The sequence below is a fragment of the Micromonospora sp. NPDC049801 genome, from assembly GCF_040656575.1.
In the GTDB taxonomy this organism is placed as follows: Bacteria; Actinomycetota; Actinomycetes; order Mycobacteriales; family Micromonosporaceae; genus Micromonospora.
Genome location: NZ_JBFAMS010000001.1, coordinates 701169 through 727078 on the forward strand (window position 1 = coordinate 701169; position 25910 = coordinate 727078).

A 25910-nucleotide genomic window follows, 5' to 3' on the forward strand; every position below is an offset into this window, starting at 1 on the left:
AATCCGTAACCCATAGGTTACGCTTCCGGCGTGGACGAGGTGGCCGCGGCGATCGCGGACCCGGTACGGCGGCGCATCCTGAGCATGCTGCGTGACGCGCCGCTGACCGCTGGCGAGATCGCCCAACGGTTCGCCATCAGCCGCCCGGCGGTCAGCCGCCATCTGCGGGTGCTCCGCGAGAGCGGGCTGGTCCGCGACGAGCTGGTCGGCCGCACCAGGATCTACCGCCTCGATCCCGCCCCGCTCGCCCCGCTCGTCGACTGGCTCGGCGGGCTCGCCGCGCCGGAGGAGTGGGAGCAGCGCCTCGACGCCCTCGAGACCGAGGTCTATCGGACCCGCCGGGAACGCCGCACCCGCGGCCCGGCCGCCCATCGAACGGAGCACACCGCATGACCCGGACCCCCGCTGGCCGCCTGTTCCGCACCGCCACCGGCCACGACCTCGTCCTCACCCGCACCTTCCGCGCCCCGGCGGCGGACGTGTGGGCGAGCCTGACGGACCCGGAGCGCACCGCCCGCTGGTTCGGCCCGTGGGAGGGCGACGCCCGGCCCGGCAACACCATCCGCGTCCAGATGGCGTACGAGGAGCAGCAGCCCTGGTGCGACGTACGCGTCGAGGAGTGCGAACCGCCTCGTCGCCTGGCCGTGTCGATGGTCGACGATCACGGCGACTGGCTGCTGGGATTCGCGCTGACCGAGACCGACGGCACGACCGAGCTGCGCTTCACCCAGCACCTGCGCAGCCTCGACGGCGTCGCCGAGGTGGGCGCCGGCTGGGAGTACTACCTCGACATGCTGGTCGCCTCGCGGGACGGCACGCCCCGACCGGAGTTCGACGAGTACCACCCGGCGATGCGGTCCTACTACGAGGCGCTGGCCGACGGGGTCTGAGGGTCGACCTCCCGCCGCAGTCGGGCGAACTCGGCCGTCAGCGCCGGCAGCGGGAAGTGGGCGTTCAGGCCGCTGGGGTTGGGCAGCACCCAGACCCGGGCCGGGCCCATCCGATCCGGCTGCGGGCCCAGCGCGGCCTTCGGCCGGACGAACGCGATCCGGTACGCGGTCACGCCGAGCACCGCCACCCACCGCGGCCGGTGCCGCTCGACCTTGACCGCCAGCCCGGTCACCCCGGCGACCAGCTCGGCGGCGGTCAGCTCGTCGGCCCGGGCCGTGGCCCGGTTGCTGAGGCTGGTGAGGCCCAGCCCCTGCCGGAGCAGTTCGGCGCGCTCCCACGGGCGCAGTTCCCGGTCGGTGAAGCCCGCGCCGTGCAGGGCCGGCCAGAAGCGGCTGCCCCGCCGGGCGAAGTGCTCCCCCACCGCCGCCGAGTAGAGCCCCGGGTTGAACCCACAGAACAGCACCCGCAGGCCAGGGCCGATGACATCCACCAGGCCGCGACCGGCCGCCGCCGCGACCTCGTGGCGGGTCGGCGGCCGCCACGGCGGTGACACGTCCGCGTCCATGACACCGATCCTGCCGTACGCGCCGACGCCCGTCCCCGCTTGCCGACGACGGCGACGCACGGACCCGGTGCGCGCCGATGGTCATGCTTTGACACCCTGAGCCGATGCAATCCACCGACCACCTGACCGCCAGCCGTTACGCGCGGATGCGCTGGAACACGCCCCTGTCGGAGGAGCACGCGGCCCTGCTGCTGCGCCGCCTCGACGTCCGCCCCGGCGCGCGTGTGCTGGACCTGGGCTGTGGGTGGGGCGAACTGCTGCTGCGCGCTGTCGCCGCCGGCGGTGTGGCCGCTCCGGTCGCGACGAGGGGCGTGGGCGTCGACACCGACGAGGCGGTCCTCGCCCGGGGCCGCAGGCTCGCCACCGAGAGATCGCTGAACCGGCACGTCGCCTTCGTGGAGGGCGAGGCCGCCGCCTGGCAGGAGCCGGCCGACCGGGTTCTGTGCGTCGGCTCGGCGCACGCCTTCGGGGGCACCGGAGCGGCCCTCGACGCCCTCGCCACCGTGGTCCGCCCCGGTGGGCGGCTGCTGCTCGGCGAGGGGTACTGGCAGCGTGATCCCAGCGCGGAGGTCGCGGAGATCTTCGGTGCGGACGTCACCGACCTCGCGGGCCTCGTCGAGGCCGCCCGTGAGCGAGGCTGGCGGCTGCTGCATCTGAGTACCGCCGACCAGCGGGAGTGGGACGACTTCGAGTCCAGCTGGCTCGCGGGCCGACAGGAGTGGCTGTTGACCTATCCCGAGGACCCCCGCGCGGCCCAGGTCCGCACCGAGCTCGACGACCGGCTGCGCGAGTACGTGGGCGGCTACCGCGGCGTACTCGGCCTCGCGTACCTGGTCCTCGGTCGCTGACACCTCTGCCCAAGGTCACCGCCCTGGCGTACGTCGCCTCCGGCGAATGCCGGGCTCGTGCGCGCGTCCCAGGCCGCAGCACGTGGGGTTGACGGGCGCAGACATCGGAGGTTTACTGCCTCAACGACACCAGTCGATACTATCCGTCCGTCCACACTGGCCGGTTGGAGTCGTCGGCTGGCTCGTGTACCGCAACACGGCACCATCACCACCGCTCCACATCACCACCGCTCCACATCACCTCAGCCGAGCATCGGCGGCCCGGCTTCCGCATCACCGCCACCATGGCCCCTGACGCGCCCACGCGCGCCGTGCGGGGTCGACGCTCAGCTAAGGAGCATCACCATGCGTTCCCGTCCCCGCCTGTTGGCCCTCGTCACCGGCCTGGCCGTGATGATGGCCGGTCTGGTCGCGCTGCCGACCACCGCCTCGGCGGCACCACTGACCAAGGTCCTGGTGTTCAGCAAGACCGCCGGCTTCCGGCACTCGGCCATCCCCAACGGCATCGCGGCCATCCAGCAGCTCGGCGCTGCCAACGGCTTCAGCGTGACCGCCACCGAGGACGCCAACCAGTTCACCACCTCCAACCTGGCCCAGTACCAGGCGGTGGTCTTCATGTCGACGACCGGCGATGTGCTCAACTCCAGCCAGCAGACCGCCTTCGAGCAGTACATCGCCGCTGGCGGCGGATACGTCGGCGTGCACGCGGCCGCGGACACCGAGTACAGCTGGCCGTGGTACGGGCAGTTGGTCGGGGCGTGGTTCGACTCGCACCCGGCGATCCAGACCGCGACCGTGAAGATCGAGGACCGGAGCAACCCCTCGACCGCGCACCTCGGCGCCACCTGGGTCCGCTCCGACGAGTGGTACAACTACCGCACCAACCCCCGGTCCACCGCACGGATCCTCGCCAGCCTCGACGAGTCGTCCTACAGCGGCGGCAACATGAACGGCGACCACCCGATCACCTGGTGCAAGGCGTACGGCGGCGGACGGGCCTGGTACACGGGTCTCGGGCACACCGAGGCGTCGTACACCGACCCGAACTTCACCCGGATGCTGCTCGGTGGCCTGCAGGTCGCCGCTGGTTCGGTGAGCGCCAACTGCTCGCCGGGGACGAACCCGACCACCCCGCCGCCGACCACGGCCCCGCCGACCACCGCGCCGCCGACCACCCCGCCGCCGACCACCCCGCCGCCCACGACGGCTCCGCCGACCACCCCGCCGCCCGCCGTCGCCGGTTCGACCCTGCGGGCCCGCGCCAACAACCAGTACGTCAGCGCGGCCAACGCCAGCACCCCGCTGATCGCCAACAAGACGTCCGTCGGCACCAGTGAGCGGTTCGAACTGGTCAACCTCGCCAACGGCAACGTCGCGCTGAAGGCCAAGAGCAACGGGCAGTTCGTCGCGGCGGAGAACGCCGGGGCCTCCGCGCTGATCGCCAACCGGGCCACCGCCGGCGCGTGGGAGACGTTCCAGCTGATCCGCAACTCCGACGGCACGGTGAGCCTGCGGGCCACGGTGAACAGCCGGTACGTGGCCGCCGACAACGGAGGCTCCTCCCCGCTGATCGCCAACCGGACCTCCATCGGTCAGTGGGAGAAGTTCGACCTCGTCACCACCAACTGACCGCACCACGACCCACACCCCGCCACCCACACCTGGTCGTGGTGCGCCCCAGCACGCCCCGGCCCTGGTCGTCGAGGAAGGACGATCATGCTTTCGAAATCCCGGCGCTGGTCCCGGGCACTCGTCGCGGCGGTCACCACCGTCGCGAGTGTGACCCTGGCCGTGGCCGCCAACTCCCCCGCCGCGCAGGCGGTGGTGATTCCCGCCAGTGACTACCAACAGATCAAACTCGCCACCGGCTCCGCCGAGCTGGGCGAGGCCATGTCGCTGGCCGTCCTGCCCAACCGCTCGGTGCTGCACACCGCCCGCAACGGCGTCCTGCGGGTGACCGACGTGGCCGGCAACACCAAGACCTCCGGCACCCTGTCGGTCTACACCCACGACGAGGAGGGGTTGCAGGGCGTCGCCGTCGACCCCGGCTTCGCCACCAACCGGTGGATCTACCTGTACTACTCGCCCACGCTGAGCACCCCGTCCGGGGACGCGCCCACCACCGGCTCGCAGTCCGACTGGGACCGGTGGAAGGGACACCTGCGGCTGTCCCGGTTCACCCTCAACAGCGACGACACGCTCAACCTGAGCAGCGAGAAGATCGTGCTCCAGGTCGCCAACGACCGTGGGCAGTGCTGCCACGTCGGCGGTGACCTGGACTTCGACGCCGCCGGCAACCTGTACCTGACCACCGGTGACGACACCAACCCGTTCGAGTCGTCGGGCTACGCGCCGCTGGACGAGCGGACCAACCGCAACCCGCAGTTCGACGCCCAGCGCTCCGCCGGCAACACGAACGACCTGCGGGGCAAGGTGCTGCGGATCACGCCGCAGGCGGACGGGACGTACACCATCCCGTCGGGCAACCTGTTCGCGCCCGGCACGGCCAACACCCGTCCCGAGATCTACGCGATGGGTATGCGCAACCCGTTCCGGATGAGCGTGGACAAGGCGACCGGCGTCGTCTACGTCGGCGACTACGGCCCGGACGCGGGAAGCACCAACTCGAGCCGGGGCCCGCAGGGTCAGGTCGAGTTCAACCGGATCACCGCCCCCGGCAACTACGGCTGGCCGTACTGCACCGGCAGCAACACCAGCAACGAAACATACAACGAATACACCTTCCCGTCCGGGCCGTCGCAGTCGAAGTACAACTGCACGGGTGGGCCCACCAACAACTCGTTCCGCAACACCGGCCTGCAGACCCTGCCCGCGGCGAAGCCGGCCTGGATCAAGTACGCCGGCGACTCCGGCTCCCCGTCGGAGTTCGGCAGCGGCTCCGAGTCGCCGATGGCCGGACCGGTGTACCGGTACGACGCCTCGCTCAACTCCAGCGTCAAGTTCCCGCAGTCGCTGAACGGCCTGTTCTTCGCCGGTGAGTACGGTCGCCGCTGGATCAAGCCCATCGCCATCAACGCCGACGGCTCGCGGGGAGAGATCTCCAGCTTCCCGTGGTCCGGCACGCAGGTCATGGACATGGCCTTCGGCCCGGACGGCGCGCTGTACGTGCTGGACTACGGCACCGGCTCGAACAACCAGGCGCTCTTCCGGATCGAGTACATCGGCGGCGGCAACCGCAACCCCATCGCGGTCGCCTCGGCGAACCCGACGTCCGGGGCCAACCCGTTGACGGTGAACTTCTCCTCGGCGGGCAGCTCCGACCCCGAGGGTGGGGCGCTGAGCTACCTGTGGACGTTCGGTGACGGCACCACGTCGACGGCGGCGAACCCCACGAAGACGTACACCACCAACGGCACGTACTCCCCCACGTTGAAGGTCACCGACCCGACCGGGCTGACCGGTACGGCGAGCCTGGTCGTCACCGTGGGCAACACCGCGCCGACGGTGACGCTCACCTCGCCCGCCGACGGGCAGCTGTTCAACTTCGGTGACACCATCTCGTACCAGATCAGCGTGAGCGACCCGCAGGACGGCACCATCGACTGTTCCAAGGTGAGCCTGACGTACGCGCTGGGCCACGACAGTCACGCCCACCAGATCACCTCGAAGAACGGGTGCAGCGGCTCGATCACCGTCCCGACGGACGGCGAGCACGACTCCGCGGCGAACATCTACGGGGTCTTCGACGCCGCCTACACCGACAACGGCGGGCTGACCACGCACAGCATCCGGACGCTGCAACCGAAGCACCGCCAGGGTGAGCACTTCGGCGGCCAGTCGGGCGTCCAGGCCACCGACCACACCAGCGCCGAGGGTGGCCGCACGGCCGGGTTCATCGAGAACAACGACTGGATCTCGTACACGCCGTACAACCTGACCGGCGCGAACCGCATCACCGTGCGGGCGTCGTCGGCCGGGGCCGGCGGCACGATCGAGGTGCGGACCGGGTCGGCAACCGGCACCCTGCTGGGCACCGTCACGGTGCCGGTGACCGGCAACTGGGAGACCTTCACCGAGGTGTCCGGCACGATCAGCAACCCGCCCAGCGCGTCGACCACCCTGTACCTGGTGTTCAAGGGCGGGTCGGGCTACCTGTTCGACGTGGACGCGTTCACCTTCACCACCGGCACCGGTGGCAGCACGCCGGTGACCACGCTACGGGCGCAGATCAACAACCAGTACGTGTCGGCGGTCGGCACCACCGCGCTGATCGCCAACAAGGCCAGCGTCGGCAGCACCGAGCAGTTCGACCGGGTGGACGCCGGCAACGGCAACATCGCCCTGAAGTCGCGCTCCAACGGGCTCTACGTCTCGGCCACGAGCACTACCGCACCGTTGGTCGCCACCGGCACGTCGATCGGGGCGGCGCAGACCTTCCAGATCGTCAACAACTCGGACGGGACGGTCAGTCTGCGCGCCACGATCAACAACCAGTTCGTGTGCGCGGAGAACTCCGGGGCCGGGTCTCTGATCGCCAACCGGACGTCCGCCGGAGCCTGGGAGAAGTTCTACCTGACCACCGGCTGACACGTGGTGGGCCCGGCCCGTTCGGTGACCGGGCCGGGCCCACCGCACCATCGACTGCCGACGCGCCGCGTCGACAAGGGCCTGTTTCATAAGGGCGGTCGAGCCGAGGCGGAGTCCGGGCGGCGATCCGGCAAGGCGCGGTTTCGTCCGGATACAACACCGGTATCCGGACGAAACCGCAACGCTGCCGGTCGTCGTCCGGGCCCGCCGCAGGCCGGCCAGTCCTCATGAAGCAGGCCCTAGGGGTCCCCGCCGTCACGAGTCGGCGGGGACTCCGCTGTCGAGTTGCCCGATCACCGGCGCCAGCAGATCGTTGAGTTCCCTGGCCAGCACCACGACCGCCCGCCGCGCCGCGGCGGGCACATTGTCGTGGGGACCGTCGGGTGTCGGCGGCAGGCCGTCGAGCGGCAGCGGGGCCTCCACCTGGAGCAGCGCCCGCAGGTACGGGCGGCGCGTCCGGTCCTGCTCGGTGGGCGTGGTGAACTGGCCGAACAACTGCGGCCAGTTCTCCCACCCACGGTCGCGTTGCCACTGCTTGCTCCAGGTCAGCTCCGCGGGCCAGCGGGAGGCCACGGTGACCGCGCAGACCATGCTGCCGTCCCACGGGCTGCGTTCGCAGGTCGCCGAGATGATCCGCCGGTGCCACCGGACGAAGCCGGGCGACAGCTCGCTGGCCACCCGCCAGGCCGTCGCGGCGAACGCGACCGGCGCGAAGTCCCCCCAGGTCTCGGCGAAGTCACCGATCCGGCGGAGCACCTCGGCCTCGTACCGGCCGTGGCCGTCGGCGCCGTGCTCGCGGTCGAACTGCTCGTCCAGCCAGAAGGCGCGCGGTTCCGGCATCCTCGACCCCGTTCTTAACGATCGCGCCCGCCACGGTCACGCGTCGGTCACGCACGGATACGGACGCCTCTATCCCACCATGATGCAGAACGGGTGGCCGGCCGGGTCGGCGTACACGCGCAACGGCTCTTCGGGGTCCTCGATCCGGTCGTAGCGCAGCCGGCCGCCGAGGCGCAGCACGCGCTCGTGTTGGACCAGCAGTTCGTCGACGGAATCCACGGTCAGGTCCAGGTGTAGCTGTTGTGGCACATCGTTCTTCGGCCACGTCGTCTCGGGCAGGCTGTCGACCTGCTGGACCGCGATCTGCGGGCCACCATCCGGGGACCGCAACACCAACCAGTCACGACCGCGCTCGTCGGGTCGGCCGTCCGCCGGTGGCTCGTCGCCGGGCCGGTAGACGAAGCCCATGAGCTGCCGGTAGAACTCCGCCAACTCCCGCGCGTCGGTGCCGTCGAGCACCACCGACGTCAGCCGGGGAACGCTCTCCTGGTCGACCATCCTCGATCACCTCCGGACGCCATTCTGGCCGGGCCACGCTGCCGTCGCATCCGCAGGCGGCACCGTACTTGACACACACCCCGCTGGACAGTGGACGATTCAGCGTGCGAATTCTCGTGGTGGGTGGCAGTGGCTTGATCGGCGCGCACGTCGTGGAGGTGCTGCGCGAGCGCGGTCACGACACGACCTCGGTGGCGCGTTCCGCCCAGCCGGGGGTCGACCACCTGCTCGATGTGGGGTCCGCCTCGATCGACGAGCTGCGGTCGTTGCTCGCCGGTCACGACGGCGTCGTGTACGCCACCCGGACCGACGAGCAGCGGCCGTTGCCGAAGCCGATCTACCCGCAGTTCCGGCGGGAGAACGTCGATCCGGTGGTACGCCTGTTCACCGCCGCCCGCGACGAGGGCCTCACCCGTGGGGTGGTCATGGGCTCGTACTACACGTACTTCGACCGGCTCCATCCGCAGTGGCGGCTCGGTGAGCGGCACACGTACATCCGCTGCCGGCTGGAGCAGGCCCGCGAGGGGCGTGCCGCCGCCGGCCCGGGCCTGCCGGTCGCCGTACTCGAGCTGCCCTTCGTCTTCGGTCGGGCTGGTGACCGGCTGCCGAACTGGGCCGGGCCGCTGGACCGGTGGGCGCGCTCTCGTACCCCTTTGCTGGCGCCGACCGGCGGAAGCGCCGCGGCCTCGGCGCGCAGCGTGGCCGAGGTCGCGGCCGACGCCCTCGAGAGCGCCAGCGGCGCGGACATCCCGGTCGCCGACGAGAACCTCACCTGGCACGACATGCTCGGGCGCATCGCCGAGGCGGTCGGCCGACGCCGCCGGGTCGGCCGGCTGCCGGCCGGCGCGGCGCGGACGGCGCTGCGGCTGGGCGGCGCGGCGCAGGCGCTCGGTCGCAAGGAGTCCGGGATCAACCCGACCTTCCTCGCCGACCTTCTGCTCGCCGAGCTGTTCATCGAGCCGACGACCGGCCGTTCGCTGGACGCCGCGCTGCGCGAGACCTTCCCCGGTTAGCCGGGTGGACGCGCGAGGTACGCCGTCTTGACGTCGGCCGAGAACCCGCAGGCACGGTAGAAGGCGTGGGTGGCCGGGTTCCGCGAGCCGGTCATCAGCATCGCCTTGTAGCAGCCCGCGTCCCAGGCGGCCTGGAGCGTGCCGGCCATGATCTGCCGACCCAGACCGGTACCTCGCCGCGATTCCTCGACGACGACGTTCTCGATCACCGCGTACGGCGACGCCGACCGGCTGAGGTTGGGGATCACGTTGAGGTACGTGGTGGCGACGACGATCCCGTCCAGTTCCAGGACGAACAGCCGCAGGCCTGGTGAGCGGAGGATCTGCGCGAGGGCCGCCCGGTCGGTGCCGTCGTCCAACACCGGATCGTCCGGGTTCAGCTGTCGGTAGAGGCGGATGATCTGCGCGAAGTCGTCGGGCCGGGCCGCACGGAACATGCCGGCAGCGTAGCGGCGACGATGGGCGAGCGCTGTCCGCGCGGGCACGTCCCCCGCGTGACCGATCGCGATCAGGATCTTGACAGCCCTGGGTGGGAGGGGAAGCATCATCGCCGATTAGACAACGTTGTCAAACCCGTGCGTGGCTCCGATGTGGAGTGCGAACGCGTGACGGGTCGCCGCCGCCGAGCTTCGTGCAGACGGTGCCAACCGAAGGGCCAACACTGTGTCAGACACATCGGCGCGCCTGGCGTACACCGCCAAACGCCGAACCCTCGCCGCCGCCACCGCCGTGGCCGTGGCGGCGCTGGCGGCGGTCTCCGCGGGCACACCCGCCGCGGCCGCCGCGCCTGTCCGCCTGGTCACCGACCCCGCCGGGTACGTCAACCCGCTGATCGGTTCCACGAACCTCGGCAACACCTACCCCGGAGCGGTCCGCCCCTTCGGGATGCTGGCCTGGAGCCCGCAGACCAGCGCCGGCAAGCAGACCTCGACCCCCGCGCCCGGTGGCTACGAGTACGGCGCGACCCGGATCCGCGGCTTCAGCCTCACCCACCTCAACGGGGTCGGCTGCAACGGCGGCGCGGGCGACATCCCGATCATGCCGGTCGTGGGCGACGTCAACTCCTCGCCGTCCGTCGACACCTCCGACGCGACGTACGCGAGCAGCTTCTCCCACCAGAACGAGACCGCGCGGGCCGGCTACTACCGGGTGGGCCTCGACAGTGGCGCGTCGGCGGAGCTGACCACCACCCCGCGCACCGGCTCGGGCCGGTTCGGCTTCCCGGCCGACCAGCCCGCCAGCATGCTGTTCCGCACCTCCAACTCGGAGACCGGCAGCACCGACGCCACCGTACGGGTGGACGCCGCGGCCCGGACCGTCACCGGCTCGGTCACCGCCGGCAACTTCTGCGGCCCGCACAGCGAGAACAACCGCAAGTCCCTGTACACGCTGCACTTCACCGCCCACTTCGACCAGCCCTTCGCCAAGGTCGGCACGTGGCAGGACGGCACCCGGACGCCGGACGCCACGACGGCGACCGGCGGCACCGGCCTCGACGCGGGCAACCCCGTGCCGGGCAAGGGGTCCGGCGCGTACGTCACCTTCGCCCAGGGCACCACGACCGTCGGCGTGAAGGTCGCCATCTCGTACGTCAGCCTGGACAACGCCGAGGCCAACCTGCGGGCTGAGAACCCACGGCAGAAGAGCTTCGACGCGGTCCGGTCGGAGGCCACGGCGGCCTGGCAGCGCGAGCTGAGCAAGATCAAGGTCGGCGGCGGCACCAACGACCAGCTCAGCACCTTCTACACGGCGCTGTACCACTCCATGCTCGAACCCACCCTGACCAGTGACGTCGACGGCCGCTACCTCGGCGCCGACGGCACGCCGCACCGGCTCACCAAGGGCCAGGACGCGCAGTACGGCACCTTCTCCGGCTGGGACCAGTACCGCGCCCAGGTGCAGCTGATGACGCTGGTCAACCCGAAGGCGGGCAGCGACTATGCGCAGTCGTTGTTCAACTACGCCACCCAGCGGGGCGGCGAGTGGGACCGCTGGCTGCTCCAGCACGGCAAGACGAGCGTCATGTCCGGCGACCCGTCGGCCCCGGCGATCGCCGGCATCCACGCCTTCGGCGGCCGGGACTTCGACGTCAAGGGCGCTCTCCGGTCGCTGATCACCGCGGCGACGGTGCCGAACGCCAACGACTCCGACAGCGCCGGTTGCAACGTGGCGTGCGTCGGTCAGCGTCCCGCCCTCGACAAGTACCTGGAGTTGGGCTACGTCCCCGCTGACGGCTGCTCCTGCTGGGGCGGCGCGGCCGAGACGATGGAGGACGCGGTTGCCGACTCCGCGCTCGCCGAGCTCGCCGGGCAGGTCGGCGACCAGGCGAACGAGCGGATTTTCCGCAAGCGGTCGGGCACCTGGAGCAACGTCTTCGACCTGACCGCCACCGCGCAGGGCGGCTACCCCCGCTCCCGCAAGGCCGACGGCACCTGGGCGGAGCGCGACTTCCAGCCCGCGACCGAGAGCGGGTTCGTCGAGGGCAGCAGTGCCCGCTACACCTGGATGGTCTACTCCGACGTCGCCGGCCTGGCCCGCGCCATGGGCGGCAACAAGGTGGCCGAGCAGCGCCTCGACGCCTTCTTCCGTACGCCGGACGGCGCCTTCGACTTCTCGGCCCGCGACCTCACCCGGTACGACCCCACGAACGAACCGGACATGAACGCGCCCTACCTCTACAACTACTTCGGCGCTGCCGACAAGACCCAGCAGACGGTCCGCGCGGTGATGGACCAGCTCTGGGGCAACACCCCCGGCGGCATCCCGGGCAACGACGACGCCGGCACCATGTCGTCGTGGTACGTCTTCTCCGCGCTGGGCATGTACCCGCAGAACCCGAGCCGGGCCGACCTGGTGCTCACCGCGCCGCTCTTTCGGCGCGCGGTGATCGACGCCGGACCCGGCCGCCGGATCACCGTCGACGCCCCGGCCGCGTCGGCCCAGAACACGTACATCCAGTCGGTCAAGGTCAACGGTAGGACGTCGACCCGGAGCTGGGTCCCCGACACCCTCGTCAACAAGGGCGGCACCGTCTCCTTCGTACTCGGCGACAAGCCGAACACCAAGTGGGGCAGCTCCCCCGCCGACGCCCCGCCCTCGTACGGCGACGGCCGGCGGCCGTACCTGACGGGCGCGAGCCCGCAGACGCTGAAGGTGGAGCCGGGCAGCACCTCGGCGACGACGTACAAGATCCAGGCATTGACCGAGGCTGCCACCACCGCGCGCTGGAAGGTCAGCGCGCCCGCCGGCCTGACCGTCACGCCCAGGCAGGGCGAGTTCAGACTGGCCGGCGACGGGTTGGGCAGCAGGGAGCTCACCGTCTCCGCGCCGGCCGACCTCAAGCCCGGCGCCTACGCCCTGACGGTGACCGCCACCACCACCTCCGGTACGGCACTGCCCACCGTCACCATCCCCGTGACGGTCGCCGTGCGGGACAGCGTGCTGTGGAACCTCAACAACAACGGCATCTCGGCCGACGACACCAATCCGCAGGCCAACTTCGACACCGGCGGCTGGAGCTACTCCGCAACGGCGCTCGAAGCCGTCGGGGTGAAGCCGGGATCCACCGTGTCGGCCAACGGGTTCGACTTCACCTGGCCGAACGTGGCCCCCGGCGACCCGGACAACATCCTGGTCGGCGGCGGCGGTCAGGTGCTCAGCGTCCAGGCGGCGGAGGGTGACACGAAGCTGAGCCTGCTGGGCAGCGCCGCGTTCGGTGCCACCAGCGGCACGGTGACGCTGACGTACACCGACGGTACGACGCAGCAGGCGACGGTCGGCTTCAGCGACTGGACGCTGGGCGGCGGGTCCGACCAGCCGTCGTTCGGCAACGTGACGGCGGTGCACACCACGTACCGCGACAAGATGGGCTCGGGGGTCGAGCCGGTGGCGACGTACGTCTTCGCGACGACCCCGATCGACCTGCAGCCGGGCAAGCGGCTCGCGAGCCTGACGCTGCCCACCACCGCCGAGGGCGGCGTCATCCACCTCTTCGGGGTGGCGACGGACTGACGCGAGACACGAGGGCCTGCTCCGCCACTCGGCGGAGCAGGCCCTCATTGGTACGCGCCAGCTGCACGCCGCGCGGTGGCGCTCAGCGCAGCTCCTCGGCCAACCCGACGACGATGCCCTCGGGGCCGCGGACGTAGCAGAGCAGGAAGATGTCCTCGTACCGCTGCACCTCCCCGACCAGTTCCGCCCCGTGGCGGCGCAGCCGGGCAATCGTGTCCTCGACGTCGTCCACGGCGAACATGATCCGGCGAATGCCGACGGTGTTCGCCGGCGCGTCCTCCGGCTCGTGCCGAACGGCCTTCGGCGCGTGGAACATCGCCAGCTCGACCTTGCCGTGACCGTCCGGGGTACGCAGCATCGCGACCTCCTGCCGCACGTCGTCGATGCCGATGACACGCTCCACCCAGCGCCCCTCGACCGGTCCCCGGCCCTCCACCTCCAAGCCGAGTTCGACGAAGAACGCGATGACCGCGTCGAGGTCCTCGACCACGATGAGGACGTTGTCCATCCGCCGGATCGCCATGCTGGTTCCTCCTCTACGTGTGGTCGCCGGGACCGACGTCGCCGGCCTGCCGCGCGGCGATGTCGACGAACTCCCGCACCAGCGGTGACCGGTTGTTCTCGGCCCAGGCCAGGCACACCTGGTTGTCAGCGAGGTCGCCGACGGGCACGTGGACGACGTCCGGCCTGGTATAGAACCTCGCGATCGACAGCGGCAGGATCACCACCCCGGCCCCTGCGGCGACGTGCTCCAGCTTCTCCTCGACGGAGGTCAGCACCGGCCGGGGGCGGGGCTCCGGGTCCGTCGGACGATTCGGCAGGTCCCGCCACTCCGGCACCGCGTCCGGGTCCTGAAGCAGGCGCTCCTGGGCCAACTCGGCGAGGTCGACCGACTCCTTGCCGGCCAGATGATGTTCGCCGGGCAGGACCACGACGCGGGGTTCGGTGAACAGCGGGCGGAGGCGCAGGCCCCGCTGGTCGACCGGAAGCCGCACGTAGCCGACGTCGGCGCGCCCCTCGCGGAGCACCTCGGCCTGGTCGTCCCGGGAGGTGCGGACGACACCGACAGCCAGTTCGGGGTGCAGCTGAGCGATGGCACGGGCCTCGGCCGTGACGATGATGCCCGGCATGAACGCGATGGTGAACGTCGGCCGGCCGTGCGCCGCCCGCTGCACCCGCCGACCCAGGGCCTCGGCCGAGGCCAGAAGCGGACCGGCGTCGGCCAACAGTTGACGACCGGCCTCGGTCAGCACGGTGGAGCGGCGATCCCGAACGAAAAGCTCGGCGCGGAGTTCGCGCTCGAACGCCCGGATCTGCCGCGACAGGACCGGCTGGGCGATGTGCAGCCGCGCGGCCGCCCGGCCGAAGTGCAGCTCCTCGGCCACGGCCACGAAGTAGCGGAGCTTACGCAGATCGACGTCCATCCGACCCTCCCGTCCAGCACTCACGATACCCGTCGGGCATCACAGCAGCTCAAAGAGGTCTTGGACGTGAGCATCAGTGCCGACGCACCGTAGTGAGCGTCAGCCGAACGATCCGGAAGGACCATCATGACCCTCACCGACCAGCGCGTCGTCGTCCTGGGCGGCACCTCGGGAATCGGGCTCGCGACCGCCGCCCGGGCCGCCCAGGAGGGCGCCCAGGTCGTGGTCGCCTCGCGCAACCGGCACAGCGTGGACCGCGCCCTCGCCGCCCTGCCGGCCGGCACCCAGGGGTACGTCGCCGACCTCGCCGACCCGGCCGACGTGACGCGCCTGTTCCAGGGGCTCGGCCCGTTCGACCACCTCGTCTACACCGCCGGCGAACCGCTCGCGCTGATGTCCGTCGACGCCCTCGACCTCGCCGCCGCCCGTACCGCCTTCAACCTGCGCTACTTCGGTTCGCTGACGGCGGTCCACGCGGCGCTCCCGTACCTGCGGCCCGGCGGGTCGATCACCCTCACCACCGGCACCGCCAATCACCGGCCGAAGGCGGGCTGGTCGGTGGTCGCCGGCATCACCGGAGCGATCGACGCGCTGGTCCGCTCGCTCGCCGTCGAACTGGCGCCGATCCGGGTCAACGCCGTCTCCGCCGGCGTCATCCGCTCACCGCTGTGGGACTCGCTGCCCGACGACACCCGAGAGCAGATGTACGCCCATCTCAGCGCGTCACTGCCCCTCGGCCGCGTGGGCGAGCCCGAGGAGGTCGCCGAAGCGTTCGTCTACCTCCTGCGGTCGACGTACGCCACCGGCACGCTGGTCACCGTGGACGGCGGCACCCTGCTCGCCTGAGAACGGCGCGCTTCGCCTCCCTCTCGCCATGCCAGGACAGGCACCCGATGACCCCCACTGACGTGCTTGATTATTCCGCGCATGTCGGAGCAGGAAAGCATTTACCCCAATCCAGCATTCACCGGGAATGCCCAACACCAACGGAGGCAACTCGCATGAAGTTGAGATCGTTCGCAAGCGCTGCGGCCACGATTGTTGCTCTGACTGGCGGCATGACTGCCTTCGTATCGCCCGCCAACGCATCTGTTTCACAAGGTTACATCAAGGGGATTGACTCGATCAATGACGACTGGGGGGACGAGGGAATACTCAGCACCACCTCTCACTCATACAGTCTGGCCACGGGCCTCTGGCAGCAGGTCCTCAAGGGAGAGGGGCTCTATTCGGGCTCTGTCGACTGCGCCTTCGGACCTATGACAAAGTCGGCAACCGAAGCCTTCCAGTCGCGTTATCATCTACCGATAGATGGCGCCGCCGGCCCTCAAACCATGGGGCGAGCTGACGACTTTCTCAAGTTGGGCACAACCGACACGTATATCGACTATGATCGCGGCATTAACGGTGGGGCGTGGTTCCGTCGCATCGACAGCACCTATCACCTATATCTCAACGGAGCTTGGCGGCCAGCCTCCTATTCGTCAACGGCTGGCTGTTAACCGGCACTTGCTCCAGGTTCTCTTTCCTGGACAATCCGTTGGTTGAGAGCAGCGCGCTACGGTAGCTGTTGTCATCCCGTATGCCGTCGACCCGCCTTTCCGGGGAGCGGGCCTCCGCCCGGTCCGCCACGTCAGGATGGCTTTGACGCACGTTCGGACGCTGGCGGGTCGGGCGGTGGTCTGCTCGGCTTGCCCGGGTCGATGGCAGGCGGGATGGCCCGCGCAACCACCCACGGACCGCAACCCGTCAACGGGGTTGCGCCCCTCGGGCAGACGGCAGGTCGCCGGCCGGGGCGTGACCCTATCCAACGCGTACGCACGATCACGCCCGTGACAGTGGACGCTGCGCCCACCGGGCGCTGCCCCGGCCTCTCGCCTCGATCCCGTATGGGAAGCTGCGGCGGTGACGACGTTCAACATCCGTACCGCCACGCCGGCAGACGACGGTTTCCTGGTCGACATGCTCGTGCAGGCCGTCAACTGGCTGCCCGAGCGCAACTGGTCACGCGAGGAGATCCTGACGAAACCCGAGCTGGCCCACTACATCGCCGGATGGATGCGACCGGGAGACTTCGGGGTCGTCGCCGTGGATCCGGCTGATCGGCCGATCGGCGCGGCCTGGTGCCGACACCTGACCGCCGGCGACCCGGGCTACGGGTACGTCAGTGACGACGTGCCCGAGCTGACCCTCGGGGTGGTGGACTCCTGGCGCAATCGCGGCGTGGGCCGGGCGCTCGTACGCGCGGTGCTGTCCGTCGGAGCCGAGCGCGGCCTACGGGCGGTGTCGTTGAGCGTGGAGCGGGCCAACTTCGCCGCGAAGCTCTACGCGAGCGAAGGCTTCCACACGGTCGAGTCGCTCGACGACGCCGACACCATGGTCGCCCAGCTCGCCGACGGCGCCTCGGCTGACGCCGACCCGTCGGTCAACGAGAACCCCTGACCGTCGACGTCGCGGGCTACTGCCCGGGCCGCGCACCGTCCGGCGCGACCGGCCCGTACACGTGGCGACGCACGAGGTCGTCCCGTTCCAGGATCACGTCAACGACCTGCCAGAACTCAGCGATCCTCGGATGACTCAGCCCCTCTTCCCGGCTGAGCTTGCGCCCGAAGATCGGACTGTCGCCGCCCACCTCGCCACCGTTCACGAGCGTCGCGGCAGGGTCCGGGGAACCGACCACGGGACCGACCCGGCAGCCGAACGTGATGTGGTCGTCCACGCGATCCTGGCCCCACGTCCCTAAGATGGCATCGATCCAGGCCTCGTGAACCCCGTTGTGGTGATAGCAGCTCGCGAAGTAGACAGCGAAGGCGGTGTCGCCCTCGTAGATGTTGGCCCAGGTCCGGTCCGCCTGCGTGTCGCAGCACTGGCACACGAACTCGCGTACCTGGCGGCTGCTCTCATCGATCACGAGATTCACGGCGCGAACTCTAGCGGCACCGAGCGCAGTCCCTCGACGGCGGCAATTCTCGATCAGAGTGCGACGTGACCGTCATCCAGCGACGTCGTCCGCACTGGATCTCCTACGCTGAATCTCCACGTTGATCTCGGCCGCTCGCCGCTGCAACGGCAGCGCCTCCTCCACCAGCCCCAGAGCACTCAACGTGTACGCCAGGTTGTGCAACCGGAGCGCGATCGTGGGATGCCCCGCCGGCAACGCCGCCTCACTGATCTCCAACGCCCGCCGCTGCAACGGCAACGCCTCCCCCGCCCGCCCCAGAGTCCCCAACGTGTACGCCAAGGTGTCCAATCGGACCGCGATCGTGGGATGCCCCGCCGGCAACGCCGCCTCACTAATTTCCAACGCCCGGCACCGCAGCGGCAGCGCCTCCTCCGCCTGCCCCAGATCCACCAACGTGCCCGCCAGGTTGTTCAACCGGGTCGCTATGTCGGGGTGTTCGGCCGGCAAGGCCGCCTCACTGATCTCCAACGCCCGCCGCTGCAACGGCAACGCCTCCTCCGCTTGGCCCAGATCCCCCAAGGTTCCCGCCAGGTTGTTCAGTCGGAGGGCGATGTCCGGGTGCCCTGCCGGCAACGCCGCCTCACTGATCTCCAACGCCCGCCGCTGCAACGGCAACGCCTCCCCGGCCCGCCCCAGAGCCCCCAACGTGTACGCCAGGTTGTCCAATCTGGTGGCAATGATGGGGTGCCCCGCCGGCAACGCCGCCTCACTGATCTCCAACGCCCGCCGCCGCAGCGACAGCGCCTCCTCCACCTGCCCCAGCGCCCGCAAGGTGCCCGCCAAGTTGTCCAACCTGAGCGCGATGTCCGGATGCCCCGCCGGCAACGCCGCCTCACTGATCTCCAACGCCCGCCGCTGCAACGGCAACGCCTCCCCCGCCCGCCCCAGAGCCCCCAACGTGTACGCCAGGTTGTCGAGTCGGAGCGCGACTGTGGGGTGGCCCGCCCGCAACGCCGCCTCACTGATCTCCAACGCGCGCAGTCGCAACGGCAGCGACTCGCCCGCCCGTCCCAGAGCCACCAACGTGGACGCGAGATTGTCCAGCCTCAGCGCGATGTCCGGATGCCCCGCCGGCAACGCCGCCTCACTGATCCTCAGCACCCGCTCCTCAGCCTGTAGAGCCTGGCCGTACCTCGCCTGCGTGTAGTGATAGAACGCGACCTGGCCCAGCAGGTACGCGAGGGTCAAATTGACGCTGTCCTCGGGCATGTGGTGATCGAGCGCGTCGACGTGTGGAACAAATGCCCTCCACTGCGGCCAGATGTCGACGTCTTGTGCGGGGTTGCCTGGTGGGCGGGCTCGGTCGAGCAGAGCCAATGCGCGGTCGAGGACTTGCTGCCACAACGACTCGTCAGGATTGGTGGGCTCGTCGTGGTGGTCAACCTGCGTCTGCGCCTGGCTGCGGACCACCGTCTGCACGAGTCGGTGCATGCTGACGGTCGTCTGCGTGAGTGTGACCAGGTTGTACGACGCCAACGCCGCCAACGCCTGGTCGACAGCACCGGCCTGCTCGGCATAACCAGCCAAGATCGATCGTGGGACGTCGTCGGGCGCGTAGCACGACAGTATCCGCAGCAGGTCGATCGCTGCCGGCCGGACTTCGCGTAGCTGGTCGAGGGTGAGGAGCCACACCTGGGCCACCGCGCGCTCCGCCTGGTCCCCCTCGGCGATGGTGTTCAACACCTCGGACGGCTGCGCCCGTAGCCGATCCAGGTATACCGACACCGGCAGGCGCGTCTGCCTCAGGTAGCCCGCCGCCTGCTGCAACGCCAATGGCAGGTACCCCAACTCGTCGGCCAACACCGCCGCCGCCAACACATCCCGCTGCTCCCCCGGCTCCAGCAACAGCCGCACCGCGGACTCGCGATCCAGCATGTCCAGGCGTAGACACCCGTCGACAAGCGCCTCCCAGTTCACGTTGCGCCGCGTGGTGATCAACAGGTGCCCGGTGTCGAGCTGCGCCAACAACGGCTCGACATGTGAGCGCTGCTCCACGTTGTCCAGCACGAGCAACCAGCCCGACTGGTTCTGCAACCAACCGACGGCCCATCTCGCGGCCTCCGCGACGGTCGCCGTCAGCATCAGTTCCGGGTTCATCCGGGCCGTCAACGCCGCCAAGCCATTCTCGATCGCCGCCGGGCTGTCAGCGGTCACCCACCACCGCACCGGGTACCGATCACGCCGCTGGTGGGCGTACTGCAACGCCAACTCGGTCTTGCCCACCCCACCCAGGCCATGCACCGCCTGGCAGATCACCCCGCTACCGGCGGACATCACCGCCTCCAATGCGGTCAACTCGTCCTGCCGGCCCACGAACAGCCGCGTCGACGGCTTGGGCAGGTTGTGCAACCGCTTCCCAGTGTCGGGCGCCGTCGACGCCCGGTGCAGCTCGATGCGCCGCGCGTCGACCTTCGCGTCGTCCCCCGTGATGGCGAGCCCGCTGATCTCCCCCGCCGCGATCGACCGACGGCCCTCGGCGCTCACCTCACCAGGCTCCCCCGGGCCGGGGGCATCCCGGTCGCTCATCGAGTCACCTGGCCACCGTCCCCGGTGATCACCACCCCGCTGATCGTCTGGCCGGCGACAGACCGCTCACCCGACGCCGTGATCGTCACCCCCGCCGACGCCAGCAGCTGCGACAACTCGGCGGCCAACCGCGCATCGGCAGCAACCGCCTTGCGGATCTGCCACCGCAACGCCGCCAATCGATCCTCGTCATCCGGATCTTCGGCCACATCGAGTACCGCTGCCTCCACCAACGGGGCTGACTCCTCCCGTCCCAGCAACCGGCGCAGCAGCCGTCCACCCAGACCGACCGTCGCGTCCGCTGCCACCTCCTGCACCCGCGCCACCACACCCGCTCCGTACGCTCCGGCCGCCGCCGCCACGTACGGCACCACCGCACCAGCCAGCGAAATCACATCCGGATCCATCAGCCCTCGCCCTCCGAGCCAGCAACCAGCGACCTCGATCAGTACCACACCGATGCACGCACCGTAAGGGCGCGGCCTCAACCACCGCGAGTCACCGCAGGAGCTACCTCCGGCGCATCAGGGCTCACTAGGGTGACCAGTGCGGGTCGAGGCTCTTGCCGTGCCCCTGGGGGCATCGTCCGTAGCCGGTGCTGGACACGTTCCAGTGGTGGGAGCAGTACGGGACGTCGCACCGCGCGCACAATCCGGCGTCGTCGTAGAAGCCGGCCGTCGTGACGGCGGCGTACCGGTACGGCGGGGTGAAGGCGTCGACGATGCGCTGCGCCTCTGCCGGGTCCGCCGGTCGTCCAAGCCCGTTACCCGCCGCAACCCCGGAATACAGCAGCCACCACCGCTGGCCGGTGTGGCGCTCCCGCGCGGCGGCGTAGGCGTCGCGCTGCGCCGATGACCAGCGCTGCCATTCAACCGGCTGTCCATCCGGTGCGACAAGTTCCACGCGGGTCGCCGGACGCTCACACACCGCGCACGGCGGCTCGGCGACGAAGGCTTCAGACATGGCCCCCATCCTCCTACGACCGCCGGGCGGACTGGACCGTCGATGCCGCCAAGGCCGGGGGCGCTACTTGGCGTTGAAGTAGCTCGCCTCCGGGTGGTGGACCACGATGGCGTCGGTGGCCTGCTCCGGCATGAGCTGGAACTCCTCCGACAACTCGACGCCGATCCGCTCCGCGCCCAACAGGTCCACGATCTTCGCCCGGTCCTCCAGATCGGGGCAGGCCGGGTAGCCGAACGCGTACCGGCAGCCCCGATAGTCGTTGCGCAGAATGCCCGCCAGGTCCTGCGGGTCGTCGTGGCCCAGCGGACGCCCGTCGGGCAGGGTCAACTCGGACCGCACGCGCCGGTGCCAGTACTCGGCGAGCGCCTCGGTGAGCTGCACGGACAGCCCGTGCACCTCCAGGTAGTCGCGGTACTCGTTGCGGGCGAACAGCTTCGCCGCGTACTCGCTGACGGGTTGCCCGACCGTGACCAGTTGCAGCGCGACCACATCGAGCTGGTCGCCCTTGGGCCGGAAGAAGTCCGCGAGGCAGAGCCGTCGCTCCTGCCGCTGGCGGGGGAACGAGAACCGGGCGCGCTCCGCGTGCCCGTTCTCGTCGAGCACCACCAGGTCATTTCCTTCGGAGTACGCCGGGAAGTAGCCGTACACCACGGCTGCCTCAAGGACCTGGTCGGCGATCAGCCGGTCCAGCCAGTACCGCAGACGCGGCCGACCCTCGGTCTCGACCAGTTCGTCGTAGGAGGGCCCGTTGCCGCCGCGGGCGCCGTTGAGCCCCCACTGCCCACGGAACGTGGCCCGCTCGTCGAGCAGCGCCGCGTAGTCGGCCATCGGAACGCCCTTGACGACGCGCGTGCCGAAGAACGGCGGGGTGGGTACCTCCACGTCGACGGCCACGTCGGAGCGGACCGAGGAGTCGTGCAGCTCCGGCAGCGAGTCGGTGACCAGCGTGCGCTGCCGCTCGCGGCGGGCCCGGCGGGTGGCCAGCGCCGCCTCGCGCTCCGGGTCGACGACCGGGGCGCCGCCGCGCTTGGCGGTCATCACCCGGTCCATCAGGGACAGACCCTCGAACGCGTCGCGCGCGTAGTGCACCTGCCCGGGGTACGTCGAGCGCAGGTCGTCCTCGACGTACGACCGGGTCAGCGCCGCCCCACCCAGCAGGACAGGCCAGCGCTCGGCAACACCGCGGGTGGCCATCTCGGCCAGGTTCTCCTTCATGATGACCGTGCTCTTGACCAGCAGCCCGGACATGCCGATCGCGTCGGCGCGGTGCTGCTCGGCGGCGTCGAGGATCGCGCTGATCGGCTGCTTGATGCCGATGTTGACGACCTCGTAGCCGTTGTTGGACAGGATGATGTCGACCAGGTTCTTGCCGATGTCGTGCACGTCGCCGCGCACGGTGGCCAGCACGATGCGGCCCTTGCCGCCGTCCTCGGTGGCCTCCATGTGCGGTTCCAGGTACGCCACGGCGGTCTTCATCACCTCGGCGGACTGGAGCACGAACGGCAGCTGCATCTGCCCGGAGCCGAACAGCTCGCCGACGACCTTCATGCCGTCCAGCAGGATGTCGTTGATGATCGACAACGGGGACCGGCCGCCGGCCATCGCCTCGTCCAGGTCGGCCTCCAGGCCGTTGCGCTCGCCGTCGATGATGCGCCGCTTGAGCCGCTCGTCCAGCGGCAGCGCCGCCAACTCCTGCGCGCGGGTGGCCCGCGCGCTGGTCACGTCGACGCCCTCGAACAGCTCCAGGAAACGCTGCACCGGGTCGTACCCGTCGCGCCGCCGGTCGTAGACCAGGTCGAGCGCGACCTCGCGCTGCTCGTCGGGGATCTTCGTCATCGGCAGGATCTTGCTGGCGTGCACGATCGCCGAGCTCAGACCGGCCTGCACGCACTCGTGCAGGAACACCGAGTTGAGCACCTGCCGGGCGGCCGGGTTGAGGCCGAAGGAGATGTTCGAGATGCCCAGGGTGAAGTTGACCCCCGGGTACCGCTGGGCGATCTCCCGGATCGCCTCGATCGTCTCAAGGCCGTCGCGGCGGGTCTCCTCCTGCCCGGTGGCGATCGGGAAGGTCAGCGCGTCGATCAGGATGTCCGCGCGGTCCATCCCCCACCGGCCGGTCAGGTCGTCGATCAGCCGCGCGGCGACCCGGACCTTCCACTCCTTCGTGCGCGCCTGCCCCTCCTCGTCGATGAGCAGCGCCACCACCGACGCGCCGTGCTCGCGCACGATGGGCATCACCCGCGCGTACCGGGAGTCGGGGCCGTCGCCGTCCTCGAAGTTCACCGAGTTGACCACGCAGCGGCCACCGAGCATCTCCAGCCCGGCCTCGACGACGGCCGGCTCGGTGGAGTCCAGCATGATCGGCAGCGTCGACGCGGTGGCGAACCGGCCGGCCAGCTCGCGCATGTCCCGCGTACCGTCGCGGCCGACGTAGTCGACGCACAGGTCGAGCAGGTGCGAGCCGTCGCGGGCCTGGCTACGGGCGATCTCGACGCAGGCCCGCCAGTCGGCGGCGAGCATGGCCTCCCGGAACGCCTTGGAGCCGTTGGCGTTGGTCCGCTCTCCGACCATCAGCACCGAGGCGTCCTGGGCGAACGGCACCGGGTGGTAGATCGACGACACACCCGGCTCGTGGCGGGGCTCGCGCGGCGACGCGGTGACGCCGTGCAGCCGCTCGGCCAGCACCCGGATGTGCTCCGGGGTGGTGCCGCAGCAGCCGCCGACGAGCCCCACGCCGTACTCGGAGATGAACCGTTCCAGGGCCTCGGCCAGCTCCACGGGAGTCAGCGGGAAGTACGCGCCGTCGGCCGTCAACACCGGCAGACCGGCGTTCGGCATCACCGACAGCGGGATCCGGGAGTGCTGCGACAGGTAGCGCAGGTGCTCGCTCATCTCGGCCGGGCCGGTCGAGCAGTTCAACCCGATCAGGTCCACCCCGAGCGGCTCGATCGCCGCCAGGGCCGCGCCGATCTCGCTGCCCACCAGCATCGTGCCGGTGGTCTCCACCGCCACGTGGCAGATGATCGGTACCCGCTGGCCCAGCTCGGCCATCGCCCGCTTCGACCCGACGATCGCCGCCTTGACCTGCAACAGGTCCTGGCAGGTCTCGATGATCAGCGCGTCCGCGCCGCCGGCGATCAGGCCGGCGGCGTTCTCCTGGTACGCGTCGCGCAGGGTCGCGTAGCCGGCGTGACCGAGGGTGGGCAGCTTGGTGCCCGGGCCGATCGAGCCGAGCACGAAGCGGGGCCGCTCCGGCGTGCTGGCCGCGTCGGCGGCCTCCCGGGCGATCCGCGCGCCCGCCTCGGACAGTTCGCGGATGCGCTGCGGGATGTCGTACTCGCCGAGGTTTGCCAGGTTGGCGCCGAACGTGTTGGTCTCCACGCAGTCCGCGCCGGCGGCCAGGTACGCGTCGTGCACCCCCCGCACCACGTCGGGGCGGGTGACGTTGAGGATCTCGTTGCATCCCTCGAGGCCGTCGAAGTCGTCGAGAGTGAGGTCGGCGGCCTGCAGCATCGTGCCCATCGCCCCGTCGGCGATGAGGATCCGATCGGCCAGCACATCCAGCAACGAAGTCCGCACCCGTTCAGGTTAGTGCGGCCCCACGCGAACCCGAGCCCCGTCCACGCCCGATCCCATATTGTGTCGGGCGGATCACCCTGTCCGGTTCGCCGCCGTATGCCCGGTGGCGCAGTGGGTGGACCGGCGCGGCCGACGGGCCGCATCCCTGCCCGGCACGTAGGCTGACGGACGTGAAGGAGAACAGGGACGCCATCGTGCACCACGGTCCGACAACCGGGCGCGGTCCCGGTGCCGGCCGCCACGAGCAGGGTGAGGTGACGGCGTGACCGAGTTCGACGGACTGCCGGTCCTGCGGTCCCCCGTGGCCATCGCCGCGTTCGAGGGCTGGAACGACGCCGCCGACGCCTCCACCGCGGCCGTCGAGCACCTGGAACAGGTCTGGAACGCCCGGCAGATCACCGAGCTGGACCCGGAGGACTTCTACGACTTCCAGGTCAGCCGGCCCACCATCACCATGGCCGACGGGGAGACCCGCCGGGTGGAGTGGCCGACGACCCGGTTCATGGTGGCCAGCCCCGAAGGCACCGACCGCGACGTGGTGCTGATCCGGGGCATCGAGCCGAGCATGCGCTGGCGGACGTTCTGCGAGCAGGTGCTGGAGATCTGCCACAGCCTGGAGGTGGAGCGGGTGGTGCTGCTCGGCGCGTTGCTGGCCGACGTGCCGTACACCCGGCCGTTGCCCATCAGCGGCAGCGCCTCCGACGCCCAGGCCGCGGAGCGCTACCAGCTCACCCCCACCCGGTACGACGGGCCGACCGGCATCGTCGGCGTACTGCACGACGCGTGCGCCCGCGCCGAGGTCGACGCCGTGTCGTTCTGGGTGCACGTGCCGCACTACGCCAACAACCCGCCCTGCCCCAAGGCCACCCTCGCCCTGCTGCACCGGGTCGAGGAGGTCGTCGACCTGCCGGTGCCGATGGCCGACCTGGCCGAGGAGTCCGCCGAGTGGGAGCAGCGGGTACGCAGCGCCGCCGAGCAGGACGCCGAGCTGGGCGAGTACGTCCGCGAGCTGGAGGAACGCGTCGGCGACGAGGGCATCACCCCGTTGACCGGTGACGAGATCGCCCAGGAGTTCGAGAAGTACCTGCGGCGTCGAGGCGGTTCGGCCGGCCCCACCGCCGGCTCCTGGTAGCACTGTCCGTCGCGGGCCCTCGGACCTCCTCTGGTCCGGGGGCCCGTCTCCGCGCTCGGGGGTCCGTTTCCGTTTTCGGGGCCCGTTTCCGCGTGTCCAGAGTGGCGCCG

General features: G+C 70.4%; 21 protein-coding genes and 1 pseudogene. 11 read left to right on the forward strand and 11 right to left on the reverse strand.

From position 1 onward, the window contains the following. Positions 1-30: 30 nt before the first annotated feature. Complete coding sequence (locus AB0I89_RS03345) at positions 31-393, forward strand: metalloregulator ArsR/SmtB family transcription factor (RefSeq protein ID WP_357119302.1); 363 nt, start codon at positions 31-33, stop codon at positions 391-393. Continuing rightward, the gene (locus AB0I89_RS03350; RefSeq protein WP_357119305.1) at positions 390-890 is read left to right on the forward strand and encodes an SRPBCC family protein; all 501 of its coding nucleotides are present in this window, start codon (positions 390-392) and stop codon (positions 888-890) included. Before AB0I89_RS03345 ends, AB0I89_RS03350 begins: the two co-directional genes overlap by 4 nt. Here AB0I89_RS03350 and mug read toward each other — a convergent pair. Further along, positions 863-1456 carry a G/U mismatch-specific DNA glycosylase gene (gene mug, locus AB0I89_RS03355; RefSeq protein WP_357119308.1) on the reverse strand — a complete coding sequence of 198 codons (594 nt, stop codon included), beginning with the start codon at positions 1454-1456 and terminating at the stop codon, positions 863-865. The genes AB0I89_RS03350 and mug overlap by 28 nt on opposite strands. A gap of 104 nt (positions 1457-1560) precedes the next feature. On the opposite strand from mug, the gene AB0I89_RS03360 reads away from it, so the two are divergent. The 3 genes and pseudogenes from AB0I89_RS03360 to AB0I89_RS03370 all read left to right on the forward strand — a co-directional run bounded on the left by AB0I89_RS03360 (position 1561) and on the right by AB0I89_RS03370 (position 6852). Then, the gene (locus tag AB0I89_RS03360; protein WP_357119311.1) at positions 1561-2304 is read left to right on the forward strand and encodes a methyltransferase domain-containing protein; all 744 of its coding nucleotides are present in this window, start codon (positions 1561-1563) and stop codon (positions 2302-2304) included. A 393-nt stretch (positions 2305-2697) separates the two neighbouring features. Next, positions 2698-3414: pseudogene (locus AB0I89_RS03365) on the forward strand (ThuA domain-containing protein); the annotation flags it as partial. Between the two features lie 606 nt (positions 3415-4020). Next, positions 4021-6852, forward strand: a complete 2832-nt coding sequence (locus AB0I89_RS03370) for a PQQ-dependent sugar dehydrogenase (RefSeq protein ID WP_357119314.1) — start codon at positions 4021-4023, stop codon at positions 6850-6852. Positions 6853-7107: 255 nt separating this feature from the next. On the opposite strand, the gene AB0I89_RS03375 is transcribed toward AB0I89_RS03370, so the two are convergent. Next, positions 7108-7692 (reverse strand): hypothetical protein, encoded by a 585-nt coding sequence (locus tag AB0I89_RS03375; protein ID WP_357119317.1) that lies wholly within the window; start codon positions 7690-7692, stop codon positions 7108-7110. Positions 7693-7761: 69 nt separating this feature from the next. After that, positions 7762-8190 (reverse strand): VOC family protein, encoded by a 429-nt coding sequence (locus tag AB0I89_RS03380; protein ID WP_357119320.1) that lies wholly within the window; start codon positions 8188-8190, stop codon positions 7762-7764. 104 nt (positions 8191-8294) lie between these two features. On the opposite strand from AB0I89_RS03380, the gene AB0I89_RS03385 reads away from it, so the two are divergent. After that, positions 8295-9203 carry an NAD-dependent epimerase/dehydratase family protein gene (locus tag AB0I89_RS03385; protein ID WP_357119323.1) on the forward strand — a complete coding sequence of 303 codons (909 nt, stop codon included), beginning with the start codon at positions 8295-8297 and terminating at the stop codon, positions 9201-9203. Here the strand turns inward: AB0I89_RS03385 and AB0I89_RS03390 are convergent. Beyond that, positions 9200-9640, reverse strand: a complete 441-nt coding sequence (locus tag AB0I89_RS03390; RefSeq protein WP_357119326.1) for a GNAT family N-acetyltransferase — start codon at positions 9638-9640, stop codon at positions 9200-9202. The genes AB0I89_RS03385 and AB0I89_RS03390 overlap by 4 nt on opposite strands. A 226-nt stretch (positions 9641-9866) precedes the next feature. Between AB0I89_RS03390 and AB0I89_RS03395 the strand changes: the two genes are divergently transcribed. Next, positions 9867-13214 carry a GH92 family glycosyl hydrolase gene (locus AB0I89_RS03395; RefSeq protein WP_357119329.1) on the forward strand — a complete coding sequence of 1116 codons (3348 nt, stop codon included), beginning with the start codon at positions 9867-9869 and terminating at the stop codon, positions 13212-13214. Positions 13215-13296: 82 nt separating this feature from the next. Here AB0I89_RS03395 and AB0I89_RS03400 read toward each other — a convergent pair whose 3' ends face one another. Further along, on the reverse strand, positions 13297-13737 hold the full coding sequence (locus AB0I89_RS03400; RefSeq protein ID WP_357119332.1) for a VOC family protein: 441 nt from the start codon (positions 13735-13737) through the stop codon (positions 13297-13299). 13 nt (positions 13738-13750) lie between these two features. After that, positions 13751-14638, reverse strand: coding sequence for a LysR substrate-binding domain-containing protein (locus tag AB0I89_RS03405; protein WP_357119335.1), 888 nt, complete (start codon positions 14636-14638; stop codon positions 13751-13753). 126 nt (positions 14639-14764) lie between these two features. On the opposite strand from AB0I89_RS03405, the gene AB0I89_RS03410 reads away from it, so the two are divergent. The 3 genes from AB0I89_RS03410 (at position 14765) to AB0I89_RS03420 (ending at position 17080) form a co-directional block, all read left to right on the forward strand. Further along, complete coding sequence (locus AB0I89_RS03410; protein WP_357119338.1) at positions 14765-15484, forward strand: SDR family oxidoreductase; 720 nt, start codon at positions 14765-14767, stop codon at positions 15482-15484. 47 nt (positions 15485-15531) lie between these two features. Continuing rightward, positions 15532-16140 (forward strand): peptidoglycan-binding domain-containing protein, encoded by a 609-nt coding sequence (locus AB0I89_RS03415; RefSeq protein WP_357119341.1) that lies wholly within the window; start codon positions 15532-15534, stop codon positions 16138-16140. A 403-nt stretch (positions 16141-16543) separates the two neighbouring features. Continuing rightward, positions 16544-17080 carry a GNAT family N-acetyltransferase gene (locus tag AB0I89_RS03420; protein WP_357119344.1) on the forward strand — a complete coding sequence of 179 codons (537 nt, stop codon included), beginning with the start codon at positions 16544-16546 and terminating at the stop codon, positions 17078-17080. A gap of 16 nt (positions 17081-17096) precedes the next feature. On the opposite strand, the gene AB0I89_RS03425 is transcribed toward AB0I89_RS03420, so the two are convergent. The 5 genes from AB0I89_RS03425 to metH all read right to left on the reverse strand — a co-directional run bounded on the left by AB0I89_RS03425 (position 17097) and on the right by metH (position 24668). Next, a complete protein-coding gene (locus tag AB0I89_RS03425; protein WP_357119347.1) occupies positions 17097-17558 on the reverse strand; it encodes a hypothetical protein in 462 nt (153 codons plus the stop codon). Between the two features lie 72 nt (positions 17559-17630). Next, positions 17631-20126: an FxSxx-COOH system tetratricopeptide repeat protein gene (gene fxsT, locus AB0I89_RS03430; RefSeq protein WP_357119350.1), complete on the reverse strand. Its 2496-nt coding sequence runs from the start codon at positions 20124-20126 to the stop codon at positions 17631-17633. Further along, on the reverse strand, positions 20123-20533 hold the full coding sequence (locus AB0I89_RS03435; RefSeq protein WP_357119353.1) for a hypothetical protein: 411 nt from the start codon (positions 20531-20533) through the stop codon (positions 20123-20125). The genes fxsT and AB0I89_RS03435 overlap by 4 nt, the downstream gene beginning before the upstream one ends. 127 nt (positions 20534-20660) lie before the next feature. Next, positions 20661-21089, reverse strand: coding sequence for a hypothetical protein (locus AB0I89_RS03440; RefSeq protein WP_357119356.1), 429 nt, complete (start codon positions 21087-21089; stop codon positions 20661-20663). Between the two features lie 63 nt (positions 21090-21152). Further along, positions 21153-24668, reverse strand: coding sequence for a methionine synthase (gene metH / locus AB0I89_RS03445; RefSeq protein WP_357119359.1), 3516 nt, complete (start codon positions 24666-24668; stop codon positions 21153-21155). Between the two features lie 262 nt (positions 24669-24930). On the opposite strand from metH, the gene AB0I89_RS03450 reads away from it, so the two are divergent. Next, positions 24931-25800, forward strand: a complete 870-nt coding sequence (locus tag AB0I89_RS03450) for a PAC2 family protein (RefSeq protein ID WP_269678735.1) — start codon at positions 24931-24933, stop codon at positions 25798-25800. Positions 25801-25910 lie beyond the last annotated feature (110 nt).

Excerpts from the sequence above, each read along its gene's own strand:
- AB0I89_RS03350 (WP_357119305.1), top strand. The coding sequence starts at position 390 with ATGACCCGGACCCCCGCTGGCCGCCTGTTCCGCACCGCCACCGGCCAC.
- mug (WP_357119308.1), bottom strand. The coding sequence starts at position 1,456 with ATGGACGCGGACGTGTCACCGCCGTGGCGGCCGCCGACCCGCCACGAG.
- AB0I89_RS03360 (WP_357119311.1), top strand. The coding sequence starts at position 1,561 with ATGCAATCCACCGACCACCTGACCGCCAGCCGTTACGCGCGGATGCGC.
- AB0I89_RS03370 (WP_357119314.1), top strand. The coding sequence starts at position 4,021 with ATGCTTTCGAAATCCCGGCGCTGGTCCCGGGCACTCGTCGCGGCGGTC.
- AB0I89_RS03375 (WP_357119317.1), bottom strand. The coding sequence starts at position 7,692 with ATGCCGGAACCGCGCGCCTTCTGGCTGGACGAGCAGTTCGACCGCGAG.
- AB0I89_RS03380 (WP_357119320.1), bottom strand. The coding sequence starts at position 8,190 with ATGGTCGACCAGGAGAGCGTTCCCCGGCTGACGTCGGTGGTGCTCGAC.
- AB0I89_RS03390 (WP_357119326.1), bottom strand. The coding sequence starts at position 9,640 with ATGTTCCGTGCGGCCCGGCCCGACGACTTCGCGCAGATCATCCGCCTC.
- AB0I89_RS03400 (WP_357119332.1), bottom strand. The coding sequence starts at position 13,737 with ATGGCGATCCGGCGGATGGACAACGTCCTCATCGTGGTCGAGGACCTC.
- AB0I89_RS03405 (WP_357119335.1), bottom strand. The coding sequence starts at position 14,638 with ATGGACGTCGATCTGCGTAAGCTCCGCTACTTCGTGGCCGTGGCCGAG.
- AB0I89_RS03410 (WP_357119338.1), top strand. The coding sequence starts at position 14,765 with ATGACCCTCACCGACCAGCGCGTCGTCGTCCTGGGCGGCACCTCGGGA.
- AB0I89_RS03415 (WP_357119341.1), top strand. The coding sequence starts at position 15,532 with ATGACCCCCACTGACGTGCTTGATTATTCCGCGCATGTCGGAGCAGGA.
- fxsT (WP_357119350.1), bottom strand. The coding sequence starts at position 20,126 with ATGAGCGACCGGGATGCCCCCGGCCCGGGGGAGCCTGGTGAGGTGAGC.
- AB0I89_RS03435 (WP_357119353.1), bottom strand. The coding sequence starts at position 20,533 with ATGGATCCGGATGTGATTTCGCTGGCTGGTGCGGTGGTGCCGTACGTG.
- AB0I89_RS03440 (WP_357119356.1), bottom strand. The coding sequence starts at position 21,089 with ATGTCTGAAGCCTTCGTCGCCGAGCCGCCGTGCGCGGTGTGTGAGCGT.